Below are 16594 nucleotides of genomic sequence, written 5' to 3' on the forward strand. Positions count from 1 at the left end.
CCTAAATTTCTGCATGCCTAAGGCCAAATCGAGACGCGTGCTACTTTTTCTTTTTAAGGAGTACCAATGTTCTTACTTTACGCGTGCCATAGCTGGCAAGCCTTAGAAAGTCTTCGCGGGCAACCGGAATGTGTTGATATTCAACGGGCTGCCCTTCGCTCGCATCTGGATCGTGCAAATAGTAACAGTGAGAGTCGCAGCTAGTCACCGCTACCCAATGGGGCACCTTTTTCTTATCAAATGCGTATGTGCTGATTAAGCACAATACTGCCCCACCAGTTTTTAGAGTTTGGTCGATAACATCCATACGCCAGTCTGCTATTTCAACAGAAATGCCTTTTTTCCGAGCTTCTGCCATAAACTGCAATTCGACATTTTCGACTATCGTTTTTTTGCTATCATCTCTTACTCCATCAACAAAAAGTGGAACCTCCTGATTAATAACCACTTTCGCAGCATAGCCTTCGTGTACCGCAGCGAGTGCTAACCCCACAGGGTGACAGCCTCCGTGTCCTGACATCATGAATATCGTGGTAGCAGTGCGCCACAAAAATAGCTCTTTTTCTTGCGTCATTTCATAGCGATTGCTCAACGCACACATTGCCATCATTAATGCCGACGGGCCGCAGGTGAAATCTGTAGTTTGCTGGTACCACGGATAGATCTCTGTCTTAACCGATTTACTCGGCACCAATACTTTCTGCATACGCAATGCGTCGGTGTGATCGTCGTAGTAGTCGCTATACATACCGAACTGACTAAACCCTAATTTTTTATACAGAGCTATGGCGCCAGCATTACCTACGGCCACTTCCAGGCGCATAAATCGCTTTCCCCGTAACAGCGCCCGCTCCCCCAGGCTATTTATGAGCTTTTCAGCAACGCCAAGCCCTCGTGCCTCGGGAAGAACCGCAATGGAGTACAGTCTAGTAAGCTGTGTACCGCGTCGTAACAACAATAACCCATAACCCACAATACTTTTATTACTTGCTTTTGTGAGCGTCGAGTTTGTAGTCAACGGTTCACGTTCAGCTACAATAAGCTCTGCATGCTGTGCATCAATGTAAAATTTGAAACGGCTTTTACTTAGTCTATCGGTTGTGAAACAGATTTGCTCAATATGCTGAAGAGAAGCAAGATCTTGTAATGTCGCAACACGCAGCACTACATTCGGCTGCATTGAAGGCGCACCGGCACCTGTTGTCGACATAGTCTTCGACGCGCCCTCTCCTAGGCCATATGCACGAATTGCGCTTTCCTGTGAACTTGCATTATTCACTTCAGTTACTTGCTCAGCCGAGGTAATCATCGCCCTCTTTGCTCCAACCTATCAGCAAATTCCTGCATAATTAATTCGTACAGTTCTTTGCCTAAATATTTATCTTCAACGCCCGAGTCAATACTTGGGTTGTCGTTCACTTCAATAACATAAACCGCATTTCCGGTTTGTTTAATGTCTACGCCATATAAGCCATCACCTACTGCCTTTGCGGCCTTAATGGCAGCTTGTAATACTGGCTTAGGTACTTCAAACGTGGGCATAGTGGTAAATCCACCTGAGGAGAATCTATCACCCTGATGGTTATATATCTGCCAATGATTGCGCACCATAAAATACTGGCAAGCATAGATAGGTCTGCCGCCTAACACCCCTATTCGCCAATCGAACTCAGTGAATATATATTCTTGAACGAGTACAAGCGCCGATTCAGCCAGCATTTGCTCTAAACGCACTTTTAACACTTCTTTATTTTCCGCTTTATGCACACCCCGGGAAAATGAGCTTTCAGGCAGCTTTAATACCATCGGCAAGCCAAAGTCAGCAATGAGCGTATCGCACACTTCGTCAGTGGCACTTGATACAAAGGTTGCTTTCGGCGCGGGTACTTTTTGGTATGCAAATGCATCTTGCAAGTACACTTTGTTACAACAGCGCAAAATTGACTGCGTGTCGTCCATGACCACGATTCCTTCTCGCTCAGCAGCGCGGGCTAAACGATAAGTGTGATGGTCAATTGCAGTAGTTTCACGAATAAATAGCGCGTCATAGTGACCTAATTCTTCTGGCGACAACCGGCTTACTACATCAGCCCGAAAGCCCACTTTTTCTGCCGCTTTTACAAAGTTTCTAATGGCGCGCTCATCACTAGGAGGTGTACTCTCTTCTGGATTAACCAGAATAGCCATATCCCAACGTGTACGTTTACTCGTTTTACTTGCCTTCCACTGTATTTTTGTGTGCTTTTTAAGCTGCTCAATAAAGCATGCTTGTTGCACGGTATCTAGGTCTTTAAACGCTTTAGCCTGCAGTGTTGCAAAGCCCTCAATTTGTGCTTTAGCCGCAGTTTTAGGCAATACACTACCATCGGTAACCATGAGACTTAACACTAATACCGGATACGGATACTTCTCAAACGCTTGGCGGGCTAAGCGTTTAAAGCGCTGATCTTTCACTTCACCGAAAAGTACTAATAAAGGCGCATTTTCAATTTCGGTATTGTCTTGAGATACCGGCAAGGAAAAAGCAATGCGATCGATACTCTTTTCTTCCGCCATACGTAGATCATTGATGGTATTTACTGAAGGCAACACAGAGTGATTACGAGCCTGGGCCAGCAGCGAACAGTAATAGCCCTCACTCAAATATCGCGTGGTATCGCAAATATTGATAACCCGTGTTTTGGGTTCGTTTAACTTTGGGAACTCAGCAAGATAATCTTGAAAAGTAAGTACGGTTAATGAAGAGTTACGAAAAGGGGTAACGTCATCAGTAACAATCAAGGTTTTGTGCATTACTGTCGCTTCTAGATAATAATAGGTTAGTTAACATTTAAACTGCGCCGCTCAAATAGCGTACACAGTTATTAAAGCGCGAAGTTTACGCCTAACTTCTATTTTGCATAGCACAATCTGTACGGCTTTTTTTCATCGAAATGACAATAAAAACTGATGTACAATTAATTCTATTGATACGGCTTTTATTTATTAATTTTGTCTATAAATAGAGATAGGCAGAACGACACAAAGGGTTTGAGGAGTAAGTATGTTACTAGCCAGTCTGGCTATTTTGATCGGTTTACCGGTACTGCTTTGGAGTGCAGGAAAGTTTGTAGGTGGCGCCGCATCCGTCGCTAATCATTTTGGCGTATCCCCCCTTCTAATAGGCATGCTTATTATCGGGTTTGGTACGTCCGCTCCTGAAATCATCGTTTCCATTTTCGCCGCGCTTCAGGGTAACTCGGGCATAGCGCTAGGTAATGCGTACGGCTCGAATATCGCCAACATTTTGTTAATCCTAGGCTTGACGGCTGTTATTAGCCCTATTGCGGTTAGATCGGAAATTATCAAAAAAGAATTACCTGTTTTACTAGGAATCACTTTTTTTGCCGTATGGCAGGTGTGGGATTTAACGGTTTCTAAAGATGATGCATTTTCTTTATTAGGGCTGTTTGTATTGTTGATATCTTGGAGTATCTATCATGGTATGAAAGGCGATAAAGACGCCCTTGCCGAAGAATACGACGAAGAGATCAACAGTAACGAGGGCACGGTCAAAACCCACGTGATATGGTTAATTGCTGGCTTGTTGTTACTTGTTGCGAGCTCGCGCATGCTAGTTTGGGGCGCGGTGGAATACGCCACCTTTTTTGGTGTAAGCGATACGATAATAGGCCTTACCGTGATAGCTATTGGTACGTCATTGCCTGAACTCGCATCGTCATTAATAGCAGTTAAAAAAGGCGAGCATGATTTAGCGATTGGTAATGTTATTGGCTCCAATATGTTTAATACCCTTACTGTTGTGGGTATTGCAGGGACGATACAACCTATGACCGTAGGGGCTGAGTTCCTTTACCGTGATGCTATGGTGATGTTTGCCTCTACCGTGGCACTTTTCATTTTCTGTATCGGTATTAAACGTCAAGGTCGCCTTAATCGCCTAGAAGGGGGCGCATTTGTGCTGGCCTATGTTGCTTATACCTATTGGCTAGTTCAAGCAGCGTTTATATAAGCCTTAGTATTGTACAATGTAAGTGAAAATTTATAACTGACAACTAAAAGCTTGGCTGCTCTACTGACGTAAAGTACCAAGCTTTTTTTATTTTCTCGCCAATACTCTCGTTCGTTAACTGGCGCTATAACCCCAACGTAGTGGCAAGGGTAATTAAACTAATTGCCGCAATAGCAAACAAAATAATAAGATTAACGCCGAAAGAGTCTGTGCGTCGACGATTGCGTCTTGCACGCATTACAATGCTAACAAGACTTACTATTAAGCATATCTGCAGCATAATAGTCATGGCAGACAAATGACCTTCGGACCATGACGAGTCCCCTTCTATCCCCCAATATTGCTGAACGCCACTAATGAAGTCGGGCCTAGCGTAGTGAAACAATATGAGCACCACCACCATTCCCACCCAACCGAAGACATTAAGGCCAAGCATTACCTTATAAAATGGTGTTTTTGAGCGCGGTGTCGAACGCCGTTCTGCTAATTGCTCATAGGTCATAGAACGCCTGTCAATATCGCCTGTTGCAGAAGATTGTGACGCACGTTGCGATTCCCCCTGCGTTTGCTGCTGGTTACCTACCGACGTGCCTGAATCATTTTTATTTCCCATTTGTCACTCTGTTCTCTGGCATCCCGCTTTATGTTGGGTATACTAGCGTGCTATTGGATTGTATTTCATTGGTTATTTTTACTTCGCCGTAGCGAATTCCGTTCGGTGTATCTCATTATTTATATAATTTGCGATACATAAATGACATAAAGAAGTTAACTTTAATTTCAAAACGCATTTCACCGGCATTAAAGACTTATCGGCACCGCAATCCAAAACATTGACCATACAGCAAATTTTAGTGCACTTTTTCATACATAGTTTAATGCACTGCGTTGATACGCTCGATGGTATTCGAGCACAACATAAGATCAGTAAGACGGAGAAATTAACATGACGCATGCGCCCGTAGTTGACGTGCTTAAAGGTAAGTACGCCGTTGGCGAATCGGTAACCGTTAAGGGTTGGGTAAGAACACGCCGCGACTCTAAAGCGGGGTTATCATTCATTGCACTACACGATGGTAGTTGCTTCGATCCTGTACAAGTTATTGCGCTAAATTCTCTGTCAAATTACGCCGACATCCAGCGTCTTACTGCTGGTTGTTCATTGTCGGTAACCGGTACAGTGAAAGAATCGCAAGGCCAAGGGCAAGCACTAGAAATCGATGCGACCGAGGTAGAAATTGTAGGTTTGGTTGAAAACCCAGATACCTATCCGATGGCAGCGAAGCGCCACAGCATTGAATATCTACGTGAATACGCACACCTACGCCCCCGTACCAATGTTATAGGTGCAGTAACCCGTGTACGTAACTGTTTGTCTCAGGCCATTCATCGCTTTTTCCATGGAAAAGGCTACTATTGGATCTCTACCCCTATTCTAACGGCTAGCGATACAGAAGGTGCAGGTGAGATGTTCCGCGTATCAACCCTTGATATGATGAACCTTCCGCTAGACGACAAAGGCAATGTTGACTACTCAGAAGACTTCTTCGGTAAAGAAACCTACCTAACGGTATCAGGTCAGCTTAACGTTGAAACTTACTGTACGGCTATGTCTAAGGTGTACACTTTCGGTCCTACGTTCCGCGCTGAAAACTCAAATACGTCTCGCCACCTTGCAGAGTTTTGGATGATTGAGCCTGAAGTGGCATTCGCTGAACTTAAAGACGTAGCGCAGCTAGCTGAAGACATGCTGAAGTATGTGTGTAAAGCAGTGCTAGAAGAGTTACCTGATGATATGGCATTCTTCGCCCAGCGCATTAAGAAAGATGCGGTTGAGCGTTTAGAAAAGCTGGTTAGCTCTGACTTCGTTCGCATGGATTACACTGACGCTATTGAGATTCTTCAAAACTGTGGCAAGAAATTCGAATTCCCTGTTGAATGGGGTATTGATTTATCTTCTGAACACGAGCGTTACCTTGCAGAAGAGCATGTTGGCGCACCTATCATCATGCAGAACTATCCAAAAGATATTAAAGCCTTCTACATGCGCATTAACGACGACGGCAAAACCGTTGCAGCAATGGACGTACTAGCGCCAGGCATCGGTGAAATTATTGGTGGTTCTCAGCGTGAAGAACGATTAGATGTTTTCGATGCTCGTCTTGAAGAAATGGGACTATCTAAAGAAGACTACGCATGGTATCGCGACCTACGCCGCTACGGCACCGTACCTCACTCAGGTTTCGGTCTAGGTTTCGAACGTCTTGTTGCATATGTAACCGGCATGCAAAACGTACGTGACGTTATCCCATTCCCACGTACCCCAGGCAACGCTAGCTTCTAAGCGGTTGCTCTACTAATAAATAGAAAGCTCGCTTCAGCATGCTGTCGCGAGCTTTTTTATATCCCTATCGCTTAACTTCTTTAAGTCACCACCTTATGTTGAGCAACCTATTGCAGCATAGTCGCGGCCTTCGCCTTATTTTCCTTTTCCCATTGTTTTGGTGATAAGCCATACATTCGCTTAAAGTCGCGGCTAAATTGCGACGAACTCACATAACCAACATCCATTGCTGCAACGCTCACGTTTGTACCGTCAGCTATACGTTTTGCTGCGTTGTTTAACCTCATCGACTTAACAAACTGAATAGGCGACATATTAGTGGCTTGTTTAAATTTACGATGAAATACAGCCTTACTCATTCCAACTTTGCTTGCTATATCGTCAATAGTGACACTTTCATTTACATGGGAAGCTAAGTATTCAATAGCGCGCCCTATGGCGTTACCTACCCCAAAACTACCTCTTACTGTGCTGCCAGCTTCTCCTTTTAATACCGAGTAATACAGCTCGCGTAAACGCGTACTTGCTAACATAGCAATATCGGTAGCATTATCGGTGAGAAGAAGTAAGCGGTATAAAGCTTCGGTGAAATCAGCATCCCAATGCGCAGAAGCAATACCCGAGAGTGCAGACGAGGCTGACGATTGTCTGAAATTACCGCCGACACTTTCAAACTCAATAGCTAAATCGGTCATCATTCTGCTATTTAATGAAATATATACCCCCATTAGAGGACTATCCTCAGAAGCATCGGGAATACCCGCCTCTACCGGCATAGACATAGTGCAGCAGGTGTATTTACTGGGATTAAACGTATGCTTTTCTCCATTTAAAATGGCTTCCTTTTTACCGTAAACAATAGCGGTTAATGACGGTTCGTACACCACAGGAGTACACTCGATGGGCTGTGTTATCTTAAACAATTGAACACCGTCCATCCCGGTTTCGTATAAGCCGCTGCTTTCCACTTTCTCTTCGATTAACTGCTTTATTAATGCTTTGCTCATAGTGTTTTGTTCATAGTGTTTTAAACCACTACCTCATCATTTATTTTCGTTACGTGCTTTTCTCTGTTTTTTTGCAATCTAGCAACAAACTTTACTCAAAACAACAAAGTGATACGAATAGGCAATTTTTAAAGAGCTTATCGCCTACCTAAATAACCCAATAGTCATTATATTGCAAATATACAAATTTTAGTGACAGAAGGTGCGAAGCAAATGGCAAAGAGTAATCAATTTGGAAAAGGCGGGTGGACGCCTTCACGTATTAAAAACGCAAAAGATAAGACATTTTTGATAACAGGCGCTAATACTGGCGCGGGGTATGAAGCAACACGTATTTTGCTTACCAAAGGTGCTAAAGTCGTTATGTTGAACCGAAGCCCGAGCAAATCTCATGACGCTATCACTACGCTAAAACAAGAGTTTGGCGACGATGCGAATGTCAGCTATATACGCCTTGACCTAAGCAGCCTTGATTCTGTAAGGCAATCGGCGAAAGAAATTTTAGCGCAAGTTCCAGTTATTGATGCACTAATTTGTAATGCAGCTATAGCGCAAATATCAACCCAACAATTCACCGAAGATGGCTTTGAAAGCCAATTAGGCGTTAATCATTATGGACACTTTTTACTATGTGGATTGTTATTCGATCGCATAAATGAATCGAAAGGACGAATTGTAGTCGTTGCCAGCGAAGGACATAAAATGGGCTTAAGAACCATGCAGTTTGACGACATGAACTGGGATAAAAATTACAACCCCAATAAGGTATACAGCCAAAGTAAACTTGCGCAAATGATGTTTGCGTACGAACTACAAGACAAGGTAAAAGCACACAACAAGCAAGTTAAAGTATTTGTGTGCCACCCTGGAGCGTCGAACACTACTCTTATACGAGAAAGTGCTAGCTTCTTAACCCGTATCTCTTGGTCTTTTATGGTGAAAATAGGGCTGGCGCAGTCTGCCGAAAAAGGAGCCTACCCTGAAGTTATGTGCGCCACCGAAGAAAATCTTAAACAACGTGCCTATTATGGGCCAACAGGTTTAATGAATTTTGGCGGTCCTGTTGGAGAATGTAAGCTAGAAGACTTTGCAGTAGATAAACAGGTATTGACCAAACTTTGGGCGCTGTCAGAAGAACAAACGGGCTTTTCTTGGCGATTCTGATTAACTGGTTTGGACGTACCGAGAGTGTAATGAAATGAAGAGTGCTCTTTTTTTATTAGGAATATTATCAATGTCATCAACGCTCGCGAACACGGCTTCAACAGACAAAATTAGCGCCACAGGTAATATCGTTGGCGCTTTTACAGACGTGGAAGGTAACCGTTATCAAACTGTTAAGCTCGGTAAGCTTGAATGGTTTGCAGAAAACTTGCGCGCAACGCAGTTTCAAGATAGTAGCCCTGTCGGTTCAGGTTCTATTCCAAAAGACGACGAGAAGAACCTACTTAAATACGGCAGGCTTTATCACTGGCAAGACGTAAGTGACGAGCGAAAGCTATGCCCTTCAGGATGGCGAATAGCGACCGATGAAGATTGGCAGGATATGGAGCGCGCCATTGGTATTGCTGAAAGTGAACTTACCAATGAAGGCTGGCGAGGTAAAAACGATATTGCTATTACCCTTAAAGCTGAACAGCCAGACACCTTATTCAAAAAATTCGACCAAACTCGTGTTAACCAAAACCATTTTGGTGCTACTGCAGCAGGTGTAAAAATAGGCAATTGGTATATCACGCAAGGCATGTACACCGAGTTTTGGACAAGTACAAGCGCCACTGATAAAGAGGCATACGCCCGTACCCTCGCCTATTCGTGGTGGAACTCACATAAGGGCGAAATTAGAAGAGCTAAGCTTAACAAAGACTATATGTTTAGCGTTAGGTGTGTAAGAGATATTAAGTAGCGACAAAAACTATAGAAAGTTTGGGTTCGACTTTTGCTACTAAGAGACTTTCTAATAGAATGTCTCTTAGCTTATTAGTATAGGCATTACTAAGCATAACCTTCAGAAGTCGTCTCTTTAATCAAGCCCAATAGCGGCTGAACGACAAGGCTTTACTGTATACGTATAGCCAATTTCATCTTCAGGCGCTTTCGTTATTTGCAGGATCTCATAATCATTAAGCTCAATGACACGCGCTCCTTCAGGGTGAGCACAGCGGGAACGAGAATCCGCCTCAAACTCATAAATAAAACTGGCTAACGCTTGGCGTTGCGCCCTTTTATAGCGGAAACTTTTTTGTTTAGTATCAGTAATAAACGCGGTTAAATCTTCTTCTAGCTCAAAAGTACCTTCCGCTTGTTCCTTAATTAGTGATGCCTCACCGCCGTCAATTGACGTTTCAATCTCGTTTTCAATTGTGATTAGCTGGCTTGTGTTTTCACCATCAAACTCGGAAAGTAACCCTACTTGCCCCGCTAACACACTCAGCTGAAGCGCTACGCCTAATGTCCAAACAAATCGCGCCACAGCGGTAGACAGTACATAACGATAGCCCGGCTTATGCCACAGTCTTTGCACACCAAAAGGCTTGAGTAGCAGTAGAAAAAACAGATAAATGAAGATAATTAGCATTCCGCCAACTAGCGCCATTAGTGTGGTGACAAAAAACCAACCGGGCACCATCAGGATGAGTGCGAAGTTATGGCTGTAGGGCAGCGCACCTGCGGAAACACCGGTTATACTATTTACTAATCCGCTAGCAGAAGCGAGAGCAAAATTGGCGATAACGGCATAGACAAACAAAATTGCCGCTTTACCCGGTAAACTATTCCAAAGCGCCATAAATCTTGGCCAAGTTTCACTAACAATGCCACTAAGGGCAAAGCCAAACATGACCGTTTCAAATAAGCCACTTTTAATATCAAAAAAAAGCTGTAATAAAAGCATTGCCGTGGCCAGAAAGTAGCACCGCTGAGCAAAAGTGATACTTCCCCAAAAGCGCAAAAAACCTATACGCCTTTTTAGCAATAAGCGATTCCCTTGCTTTTTAACTTTTCTGTAGGTGCCGCGAATTTCGTTTGTCGTTTCCATCATTTACTCGTCAATTATTGTTGTTATGATTCTGAACACGAATGACTTTACTTCCCGATGTGGCCGCAATAGGCTATTCTGTTGAATTCGAAAACAACGAGTTATTTCTTTTGGCTACTCTCTATCATACATCCAGTGTATGAAAAGTGGCGCACTAAAACTTTATGGCTGAATCTAATACGTTATCTATAGTTTGTGAGCAATGCCATACTAAGGTTCGCATACCGGCGCTAGCGCACAGACAAAGGGCTGTGTGCCCCGTTTGCAGCCACACGTTAGTCTCACATCGCGTAGGAGCGAGCGAGAAGTTACTCGCTTATGCTTTCAGTGCCCTTGTTTTTTTGTTGCTTTCGTTACCCTTTAACTTTCTGACGTTTAAAGCGAGCGGGCAAAAGCACAGTATCGACCTGCCAACGGGTATTACCGTACTCATAGAAAACGACTATTTGTCACTAGCGATAATAACCAGTTTAGCCACGCTTTTACTACCTGGAATGGTCCTCGCTGGCCTGCTACTTCTGTCATTAGCTCAAATACAAAACCGTCGCCCCTTTTACTTGACTAGGCTTTATAAGCTGGTTAAAGCGCTCTTGCCATGGAGCATGGCTGAAATATTTCTTGTTGGCACCTTGGTAAGCCTTATCAAAATTACCGAGTTAGCCGACGTATCTATAGGGCTATCGTTTTATGCATTTGTCGGCTTTTCAGCATTTACTGCCCTTTGTATATATCAATTCGACACAACAAGTTATGCCTTGTGGATGTCACAAGGTCACCCCCTACAGCCCAAGCCACTATGCGAAAAACAAGCGCAAGCTAGTATTCAGCGCACATGGGCATTATTGTTAACCGCTTGTATTTTATATATTCCTGCTAATGTACTGCCAATTATGTATACTGAATTCTTTGGCCAAGAAACACCAAATACCATTATTGGCGGTGTTATCTCACTTTGGGAATCTGGCTCGTATCCGGTTGCGATAATTATCCTAATTGCCAGTGTGGTTGTACCGGTTGCGAAAATCTTAATTCTTGCTTGGCTTAATTTTTCCGTGCAGCGAGAGAAAACCACTTCAAAACAATTACGTATACGTTACTACCGCATTACCGAGGCGATAGGTCGCTGGTCGATGATAGACGTTTTTGTAGTAGCAGTATTGGTGTCTCTTATACAGATGGGAAACACTATGTCTATTTACCCAGGCCAAGCGGCACTCGCCTTTTGCGCCGTAGTATTTGTAACAATGATAGCCGCGATGACATTTGATTCGAGGCTAATTTGGCAGCAGTGGAAGCAATTACCATGAGCACAAACGACCCCAATATTAACGAGGCAAAGGTTAAACCCACCTCATCGGTTTCTCGCATTTGGATAATTCCAATACTTGTGATTGTTATTGGTGGCTGGATGGTCTATTACCAATGGAAAAATCAAGGCCCACTTATAACTATTGAATTGCAGTCAGCAACGGGTATTGAAGTAAACAAAACCCCAATAAAAGTGCGCGACTTAGACATTGGTCAGGTAAAGAAAATAACACTGAACCCCGATTTAAACGGTGTGCTTGTTACGGCTAGAATTGATGCCAGTGCGACTCATCTGCTCAATGAAAATGCAAAATTTTGGGTGGTCGCCCCCCGTATTAGTTTCTCGGAAGTATCTGGGCTCAATACCCTTTTATCTGGTAGTTACATTGCCATGTCGGCTGACGACAAAGGCAAAGAACAGCTGCACTTCACTGCGCTTGAGCGCCCACCGGTTACGCCGCCCGGCACCCCAGGTCTTCACGTTATGCTAAAAAGCGACGACGAATTTGCTTATAAACCTGGCGACCCCATCATTTATAAGGGCTTTAAAGTTGGTGAGTTTGAAGATGCCACATTTAACATTGAAGAGCGTGTCGTATATTACGATGCCTTTATTGAAGCGCCCTACCACAAGCTAATTACTAACACGACCCGCTTTTGGGACGTTAGTGGCATAAAACTTCTGCTTGAATCAAATGGGGTCAGTGTAGAAACAGGAAGTTTAGAAACCTTATTAGCCAATGGCATTACCTTTGGCATTCCCGAAGGCGTTCCAAAGGGAGAGCAAGTACTCGATAACGCCTTCTTCACTATTTATGGTGATAGTGCTTCTGCCTCAGATGCCCGTTATAAAGTCGCTGCTGAATATCTGTTGCTTATCGATGAAAGTGTTAGGGGGCTGACTGTTGGAGCTCCCGTTGAATATCGGGGGATTGAAATCGGCAATGTCACTGCTATCAACTCCTTCCCTGCTGTTGAAGGCAGCATTTTAGAAAGAGACTACCCTATTCCAGTGCTTATTAACATCTACCCGGGGAAAGCGCGACAACCCGATACCGAAGAAGGGCTAAATGCCATCAAGCAGACCATCCGAAACTGGTTACACCGCGATCTTAGGGCTTCACTTCGCATGGGCAATGTTTTGACCGGCGGTTTGTACGTAGATTTGCAGCATATTCCTGACGCTGACGCCAGCAACGAAATTGCCGTTATAAACGGTTATGAAGTAATTCCTACTGTCAGTAACGAGTTTACTCAGTTAACGCAAAAAGCTGATGCGATCCTAGATAAAATTAATCAATTGCCACTTAAACAAATGGTAGAGAATGTACAACTAGCTGTTGAAGATATGCGACTAGCGGCAGAATCAGTAGAAACAGCCAGTGACGACTTCGATTTGCTTATTGCCGACATCGATGCCAAGGCCCTTAACAGCAACCTTAATCAGGTTCTGGTTAGCCTCGATAGCCTACTGAAGAATTACAGTGAGGGCGGATTTAATCAATCTGAAATTAAAGAAACCGTCGATGCCTTACAAGAAACCATGCGAAATATTCAGCCGTTACTGTTGAAATTAAATCAGTCTCCTAACAGCTTGATATTTTCAAAGGATAGCGAGGCTGATATTCAGCCAAAGGCAAGAAATTGATGTATCTACTTAGAATAATCCCCGACAAGAATTGTATAGAAAATATTCAATCTGGCGCAAATAATGAATAATGAACAAGCTGTAGTTTGACGAGATATGCCTTAATTCGACTAATTAGGCATATACCCTAAGCTTTATTTTTGGAAAGATTGTAAAACCTACCCAACATTCAAGGTAGCGTACCCGTAAACAGGGGTGAAAGGATTAAATTATATGATAATGCAGGTTAAGACTTTTTCTTTCAATAAGGGGAATGCCCCCCTTAAAATCACTATTTTAGCCGTATTTTTTTCTTTTTTATCTGCGTGCAGTAGCGCGCCTAACGCGTTGACCTATTATCTACTTCATTCCACGAGTGATACTTCAGTTTTGCATAGCGAGGCGAAGCAAATAGCGGTTTTAGATAAAGTAACATTACCAGAGTATTTAAAACATAGAGGTTTGGTGTATCAAACGAGCGACACTAATCTTCACATTTCTACCAGTCATTTATGGGCAGAGCCTGTAGACGAAGGGCTGACTAAAGCGCTCACTAGTGCTTTGGGTTTAAATAATGTAGCACTTGTTCGTCCCGACCATTATGCTAGTGAAGGGGCGTTGCATATATCGTTATACATTAACGATTTTGTCAGTACATACGAAGGCGAAGTGATATTTTCAGGACAATACGCCATTACGCGTACGTCAGAAGAAGCCAGCATCCATCCATTTATGTTCAAGGCCGTGCTTAGTAATGATGGCTTTGCATCTAGCATAAAAGCCATGAGGTCAGCTATCGAAAAACTGGCTAAGGACATTAACACAACGATGAACCCGCAAACCTAATCATGTTCGGTAGGTTAAAGCAATACGTATTCAGTGGCGTAAAAAACCACCATAAAGACGAGACTAATAGGCGTATTATTGTGCTCAACCTGTTTGCGGCCGTTGGTATGTCTATTACATTTTTGCTTGGTACTCGCGCCTTTATCGACGCGGAATATTCACTTTCTACAACACTTTATATCGCAAGTGTGGTCTTCGCCACATCGCAACAATTGCAAGTACGCTTCTCGACAGCTCGCGCTCGTACATGGTCTATTACCCTGCTCATCAGCTGTTTGATGGTACTGACATTACTATTGATTATTACGGGTGGTAAGGACAACACGGGCCCACTGTGGATGTACCTTGTTCCACCTGTCACTATGTTTTTCGCTGGATTTGTTGGTGGACTACTGGCACTTATCGCCTTTACCATCACCTGTGCAATATTTCTGTTTGGGTTTAACGATGCAGCCTTTGTTGCCGACTACACCTATGCGTTTAAAACCCGCCTACTCTACTCATTTTTAACCGTATCTTTTTTATCTGCTTTTTACGAATATAGCAGGCAGAAAAGTTACGACACCGCACTCTATCTCAGTGAACAGTTTGAAAGGCAAGCAAAGCACGACCATTTAACAAATTTGTTGAATCGACGTGGTGCCCAGCAGTGTCTAGACAGAGAGTACGCGAGAATGCTCCGCAGTAAACGCCCTTTCTCTGTTGCCATCGCCGATGTAGATAGATTCAAAAGCATAAACGATACGCTCGGTCACGAACAAGGCGACGAGGTGCTTCGACAGATCGCTAAGATATTTAGCTCTCGGCTTCGCGGGCAAGATATACTCGCGCGTTGGGGAGGTGAAGAATTTATGTTTATCTTTGCCGATACTAACGAAGCCGGTGCGGTGAAGGCATTAGAAAGTATAAAAGAAGTACTCAATAAAGCCCCATTAGATATAAATAGTAAGCAAATTCATGTTACTAGTAGCTTTGGCGTAAGTGAAGTCAGCGCTGATATGGATACCTCAAGCGCTATACGTCGTGCAGATCAAGCGCTCTATTTCGCAAAAGATACCGGGCGCAACCGTGTTTGTGCCTCTTCATCTATAAGCCCGTCACCTTTATCTAGCTCTACGCTTTTAAAAGAAGAGTAATCAATAATTTTGTGTCCTTTACACAAAATTGACTCATGTTTCGTTACATTTGCGCTGTATTCCTGAAACACTTTAGCGCTACACTATGTAAAGTATTCGCTATAAAAGTAGATCTAGCCATGAAATGGATGAAAGTTGCATTACCTATTGGTGTCTTACTAGTAGGCTATTTAGGTATGAAAGGAATCGAAGCTTCTGCTTCCGACAGCGCTATTACCGAAGAGGTAGATACTCGCCCAACCGTTACTATTGAAGCGTTATCGCCAGAGGATGTACGCGTGCAACTGACCTCTTATGGCGAAATCATGCCACTTGAGAGCACAAATCTTGCTGCGCAAGTATCGGGTGAAGTTGAGAGATGGAACCCCAAGTTTGTAAGCGGTGGTTTAGTCAGACGTGGTGAAACACTGTTTGAAATAGAAGCCGATGCCTATGAAGCGGCCCTATTGTTAGCAGAGGCAAACCTTGCCAGCGCTCAAGCACAACTTATTCAAGAAGAGGCGCAGGCAGAAGTGGCCGCCAAAGAGGCGAAAACAATGCCAAACGCACGGGTAACCGACCTATACCTTCGCAAGCCTCAAGTTATGAGCGCAAAGGCTGGCGTTAAATCGGCCGAAGCGCAGCTCAAAATAGCAAAGCGTGACTTAGATAACTGCAAGGTGAAAGCGCCTTATGATGCACTTATCGTATCAAGAGACATCAGCACAGGTGACTACGTTACCCAGGGCTCCCCAGTTGCGGTTCTCAATAATATAGAGTATGCCGAAGTCACTTTCCCTATTGCCGGTTTCGACCGTATTTTTCTTTCGGATAAAACCATAGGAAGCGAAATTGCGATAGAAGTCGACGACATACAGGGCGCTACCGTTAAGGGTACCATTCACAGGGATACAGGTGTAGTAGATACCACCACGCGTATGAGTTATTTCGTAGCCCGTATTGAAGACCCCTACGCGATTAACTCCTCAAAACCTATTGTTAAATTTGGCTCATATAGCACTATAGCTTTTGAAGGGAAAACGCTAAGCGACGTATACCGTGTACCACAGGAATTGATAAATAACCGCCTGCTGTGGACCCTTGATGATGAAGACAGATTGAAATCTCATAAAGTGAAGGTTGTACGTGAGGAGAACGGCGACTTCCTTATACAAGGTGAATTCAACGCGAAAAAAGTGGTAATGAGTCTGCCTGAATACCCGCAAAACGGCATGCCGGTTAAGGTTATTGAGACTACGACTGAAATTGTGACAGCGCAAGCTAATTAAGGAGCTGTC

Annotated in this window: 14 protein-coding genes; 9 read left to right on the forward strand and 5 right to left on the reverse strand. The window is 43.7% G+C overall.

What is annotated here, in order from left to right; translation table 11 throughout:
* Positions 1-40 precede the first annotated feature (40 nt).
* Both D1814_RS01370 and D1814_RS01375 read right to left on the reverse strand, forming a co-directional pair.
* Positions 41-1309: a GNAT family N-acetyltransferase/peptidase C39 family protein gene (locus tag D1814_RS01370; protein ID WP_118489758.1), complete on the reverse strand. Its 1269-nt coding sequence runs from the start codon at positions 1307-1309 to the stop codon at positions 41-43.
* A complete protein-coding gene (locus D1814_RS01375) occupies positions 1306-2793 on the reverse strand; it encodes a RimK family protein (RefSeq protein WP_118489759.1) in 1488 nt (495 codons plus the stop codon). The genes D1814_RS01370 and D1814_RS01375 overlap by 4 nt, the downstream gene beginning before the upstream one ends.
* Before the next feature lie 250 nt (positions 2794-3043).
* Between D1814_RS01375 and D1814_RS01380 the strand changes: the two genes are divergently transcribed.
* On the forward strand, positions 3044-4012 hold the full coding sequence (locus D1814_RS01380) for a calcium/sodium antiporter (protein ID WP_025254661.1): 969 nt from the start codon (positions 3044-3046) through the stop codon (positions 4010-4012).
* Positions 4013-4136: 124 nt separating this feature from the next.
* On the opposite strand, the gene D1814_RS01385 is transcribed toward D1814_RS01380, so the two are convergent.
* On the reverse strand, positions 4137-4514 hold the full coding sequence (locus tag D1814_RS01385) for a hypothetical protein (protein WP_409049196.1): 378 nt from the start codon (positions 4512-4514) through the stop codon (positions 4137-4139).
* A 444-nt stretch (positions 4515-4958) separates the two neighbouring features.
* On the opposite strand from D1814_RS01385, the gene asnS reads away from it, so the two are divergent.
* Positions 4959-6356, forward strand: a complete 1398-nt coding sequence (gene asnS, locus D1814_RS01390) for an asparagine--tRNA ligase (RefSeq protein WP_118489761.1) — start codon at positions 4959-4961, stop codon at positions 6354-6356.
* A 107-nt stretch (positions 6357-6463) separates the two neighbouring features.
* Here the strand turns inward: asnS and D1814_RS01395 are convergent, their stop codons facing one another.
* The gene (locus D1814_RS01395) at positions 6464-7363 is read right to left on the reverse strand and encodes an AraC family transcriptional regulator (protein WP_118489762.1); all 900 of its coding nucleotides are present in this window, start codon (positions 7361-7363) and stop codon (positions 6464-6466) included.
* Positions 7364-7576: 213 nt separating this feature from the next.
* Here D1814_RS01395 and D1814_RS01400 point away from each other — a divergent pair, with 213 nt between their 5' ends.
* Together D1814_RS01400 and D1814_RS01405 are read left to right on the forward strand one after the other, a co-directional pair.
* Positions 7577-8527 carry an SDR family oxidoreductase gene (locus D1814_RS01400; protein ID WP_118489763.1) on the forward strand — a complete coding sequence of 317 codons (951 nt, stop codon included), beginning with the start codon at positions 7577-7579 and terminating at the stop codon, positions 8525-8527.
* A 70-nt stretch (positions 8528-8597) separates the two neighbouring features.
* Positions 8598-9269 (forward strand): fibrobacter succinogenes major paralogous domain-containing protein, encoded by a 672-nt coding sequence (locus D1814_RS01405; protein ID WP_118489764.1) that lies wholly within the window; start codon positions 8598-8600, stop codon positions 9267-9269.
* Positions 9270-9386: 117 nt separating this feature from the next.
* Here the strand turns inward: D1814_RS01405 and D1814_RS01410 are convergent, their stop codons facing one another.
* Positions 9387-10400 carry a hypothetical protein gene (locus tag D1814_RS01410; protein ID WP_118489765.1) on the reverse strand — a complete coding sequence of 338 codons (1014 nt, stop codon included), beginning with the start codon at positions 10398-10400 and terminating at the stop codon, positions 9387-9389.
* Between the two features lie 164 nt (positions 10401-10564).
* Here D1814_RS01410 and D1814_RS01415 point away from each other — a divergent pair, with 164 nt between their 5' ends.
* From D1814_RS01415 to D1814_RS01435, 5 genes are all read left to right on the forward strand, one after another.
* Positions 10565-11707, forward strand: coding sequence for a paraquat-inducible protein A (locus D1814_RS01415; RefSeq protein WP_118489766.1), 1143 nt, complete (start codon positions 10565-10567; stop codon positions 11705-11707).
* On the forward strand, positions 11704-13356 hold the full coding sequence (gene pqiB, locus D1814_RS01420) for an intermembrane transport protein PqiB (protein WP_118489767.1): 1653 nt from the start codon (positions 11704-11706) through the stop codon (positions 13354-13356). The genes D1814_RS01415 and pqiB overlap by 4 nt, the downstream gene beginning before the upstream one ends.
* Before the next feature lie 213 nt (positions 13357-13569).
* Positions 13570-14181 (forward strand): PqiC family protein, encoded by a 612-nt coding sequence (locus tag D1814_RS01425; RefSeq protein WP_118489768.1) that lies wholly within the window; start codon positions 13570-13572, stop codon positions 14179-14181.
* A gap of 107 nt (positions 14182-14288) precedes the next feature.
* Positions 14289-15317, forward strand: coding sequence for a GGDEF domain-containing protein (locus tag D1814_RS01430; protein WP_232368950.1), 1029 nt, complete (start codon positions 14289-14291; stop codon positions 15315-15317).
* Between the two features lie 119 nt (positions 15318-15436).
* Complete coding sequence (locus D1814_RS01435; protein ID WP_118489770.1) at positions 15437-16585, forward strand: efflux RND transporter periplasmic adaptor subunit; 1149 nt, start codon at positions 15437-15439, stop codon at positions 16583-16585.
* The last annotated feature ends 9 nt before the right edge of the window (positions 16586-16594 follow it).

Origin of the sequence: Alteromonas sp. BL110, assembly GCF_003443615.1 — a bacterium.
In the GTDB taxonomy this organism is placed as follows: domain Bacteria; phylum Pseudomonadota; class Gammaproteobacteria; order Enterobacterales; family Alteromonadaceae; genus Alteromonas.

What these genes read in the sequence shown, in the direction of transcription:
- D1814_RS01435 (WP_118489770.1), top strand. Translation starts at nt 15,437, where the DNA reads ATGAAATGGATGAAAGTTGCATTACCTATTGGTGTCTTACTAGTAGGC.
- D1814_RS01400 (WP_118489763.1), top strand. Translation starts at nt 7,577, where the DNA reads ATGGCAAAGAGTAATCAATTTGGAAAAGGCGGGTGGACGCCTTCACGT.
- D1814_RS01430 (WP_232368950.1), top strand. Translation starts at nt 14,289, where the DNA reads ATGTCTATTACATTTTTGCTTGGTACTCGCGCCTTTATCGACGCGGAA.
- D1814_RS01380 (WP_025254661.1), top strand. Translation starts at nt 3,044, where the DNA reads ATGTTACTAGCCAGTCTGGCTATTTTGATCGGTTTACCGGTACTGCTT.
- D1814_RS01385 (WP_409049196.1), bottom strand. Translation starts at nt 4,514, where the DNA reads ATGACCTATGAGCAATTAGCAGAACGGCGTTCGACACCGCGCTCAAAA.
- D1814_RS01425 (WP_118489768.1), top strand. Translation starts at nt 13,570, where the DNA reads ATGATAATGCAGGTTAAGACTTTTTCTTTCAATAAGGGGAATGCCCCC.
- D1814_RS01410 (WP_118489765.1), bottom strand. Translation starts at nt 10,400, where the DNA reads ATGGAAACGACAAACGAAATTCGCGGCACCTACAGAAAAGTTAAAAAG.
- D1814_RS01405 (WP_118489764.1), top strand. Translation starts at nt 8,598, where the DNA reads ATGTCATCAACGCTCGCGAACACGGCTTCAACAGACAAAATTAGCGCC.
- D1814_RS01370 (WP_118489758.1), bottom strand. Translation starts at nt 1,309, where the DNA reads ATGATTACCTCGGCTGAGCAAGTAACTGAAGTGAATAATGCAAGTTCA.
- D1814_RS01415 (WP_118489766.1), top strand. Translation starts at nt 10,565, where the DNA reads ATGGCTGAATCTAATACGTTATCTATAGTTTGTGAGCAATGCCATACT.
- D1814_RS01375 (WP_118489759.1), bottom strand. Translation starts at nt 2,793, where the DNA reads ATGCACAAAACCTTGATTGTTACTGATGACGTTACCCCTTTTCGTAAC.
- pqiB (WP_118489767.1), top strand. Translation starts at nt 11,704, where the DNA reads ATGAGCACAAACGACCCCAATATTAACGAGGCAAAGGTTAAACCCACC.
- D1814_RS01395 (WP_118489762.1), bottom strand. Translation starts at nt 7,363, where the DNA reads ATGAGCAAAGCATTAATAAAGCAGTTAATCGAAGAGAAAGTGGAAAGC.
- asnS (WP_118489761.1), top strand. Translation starts at nt 4,959, where the DNA reads ATGACGCATGCGCCCGTAGTTGACGTGCTTAAAGGTAAGTACGCCGTT.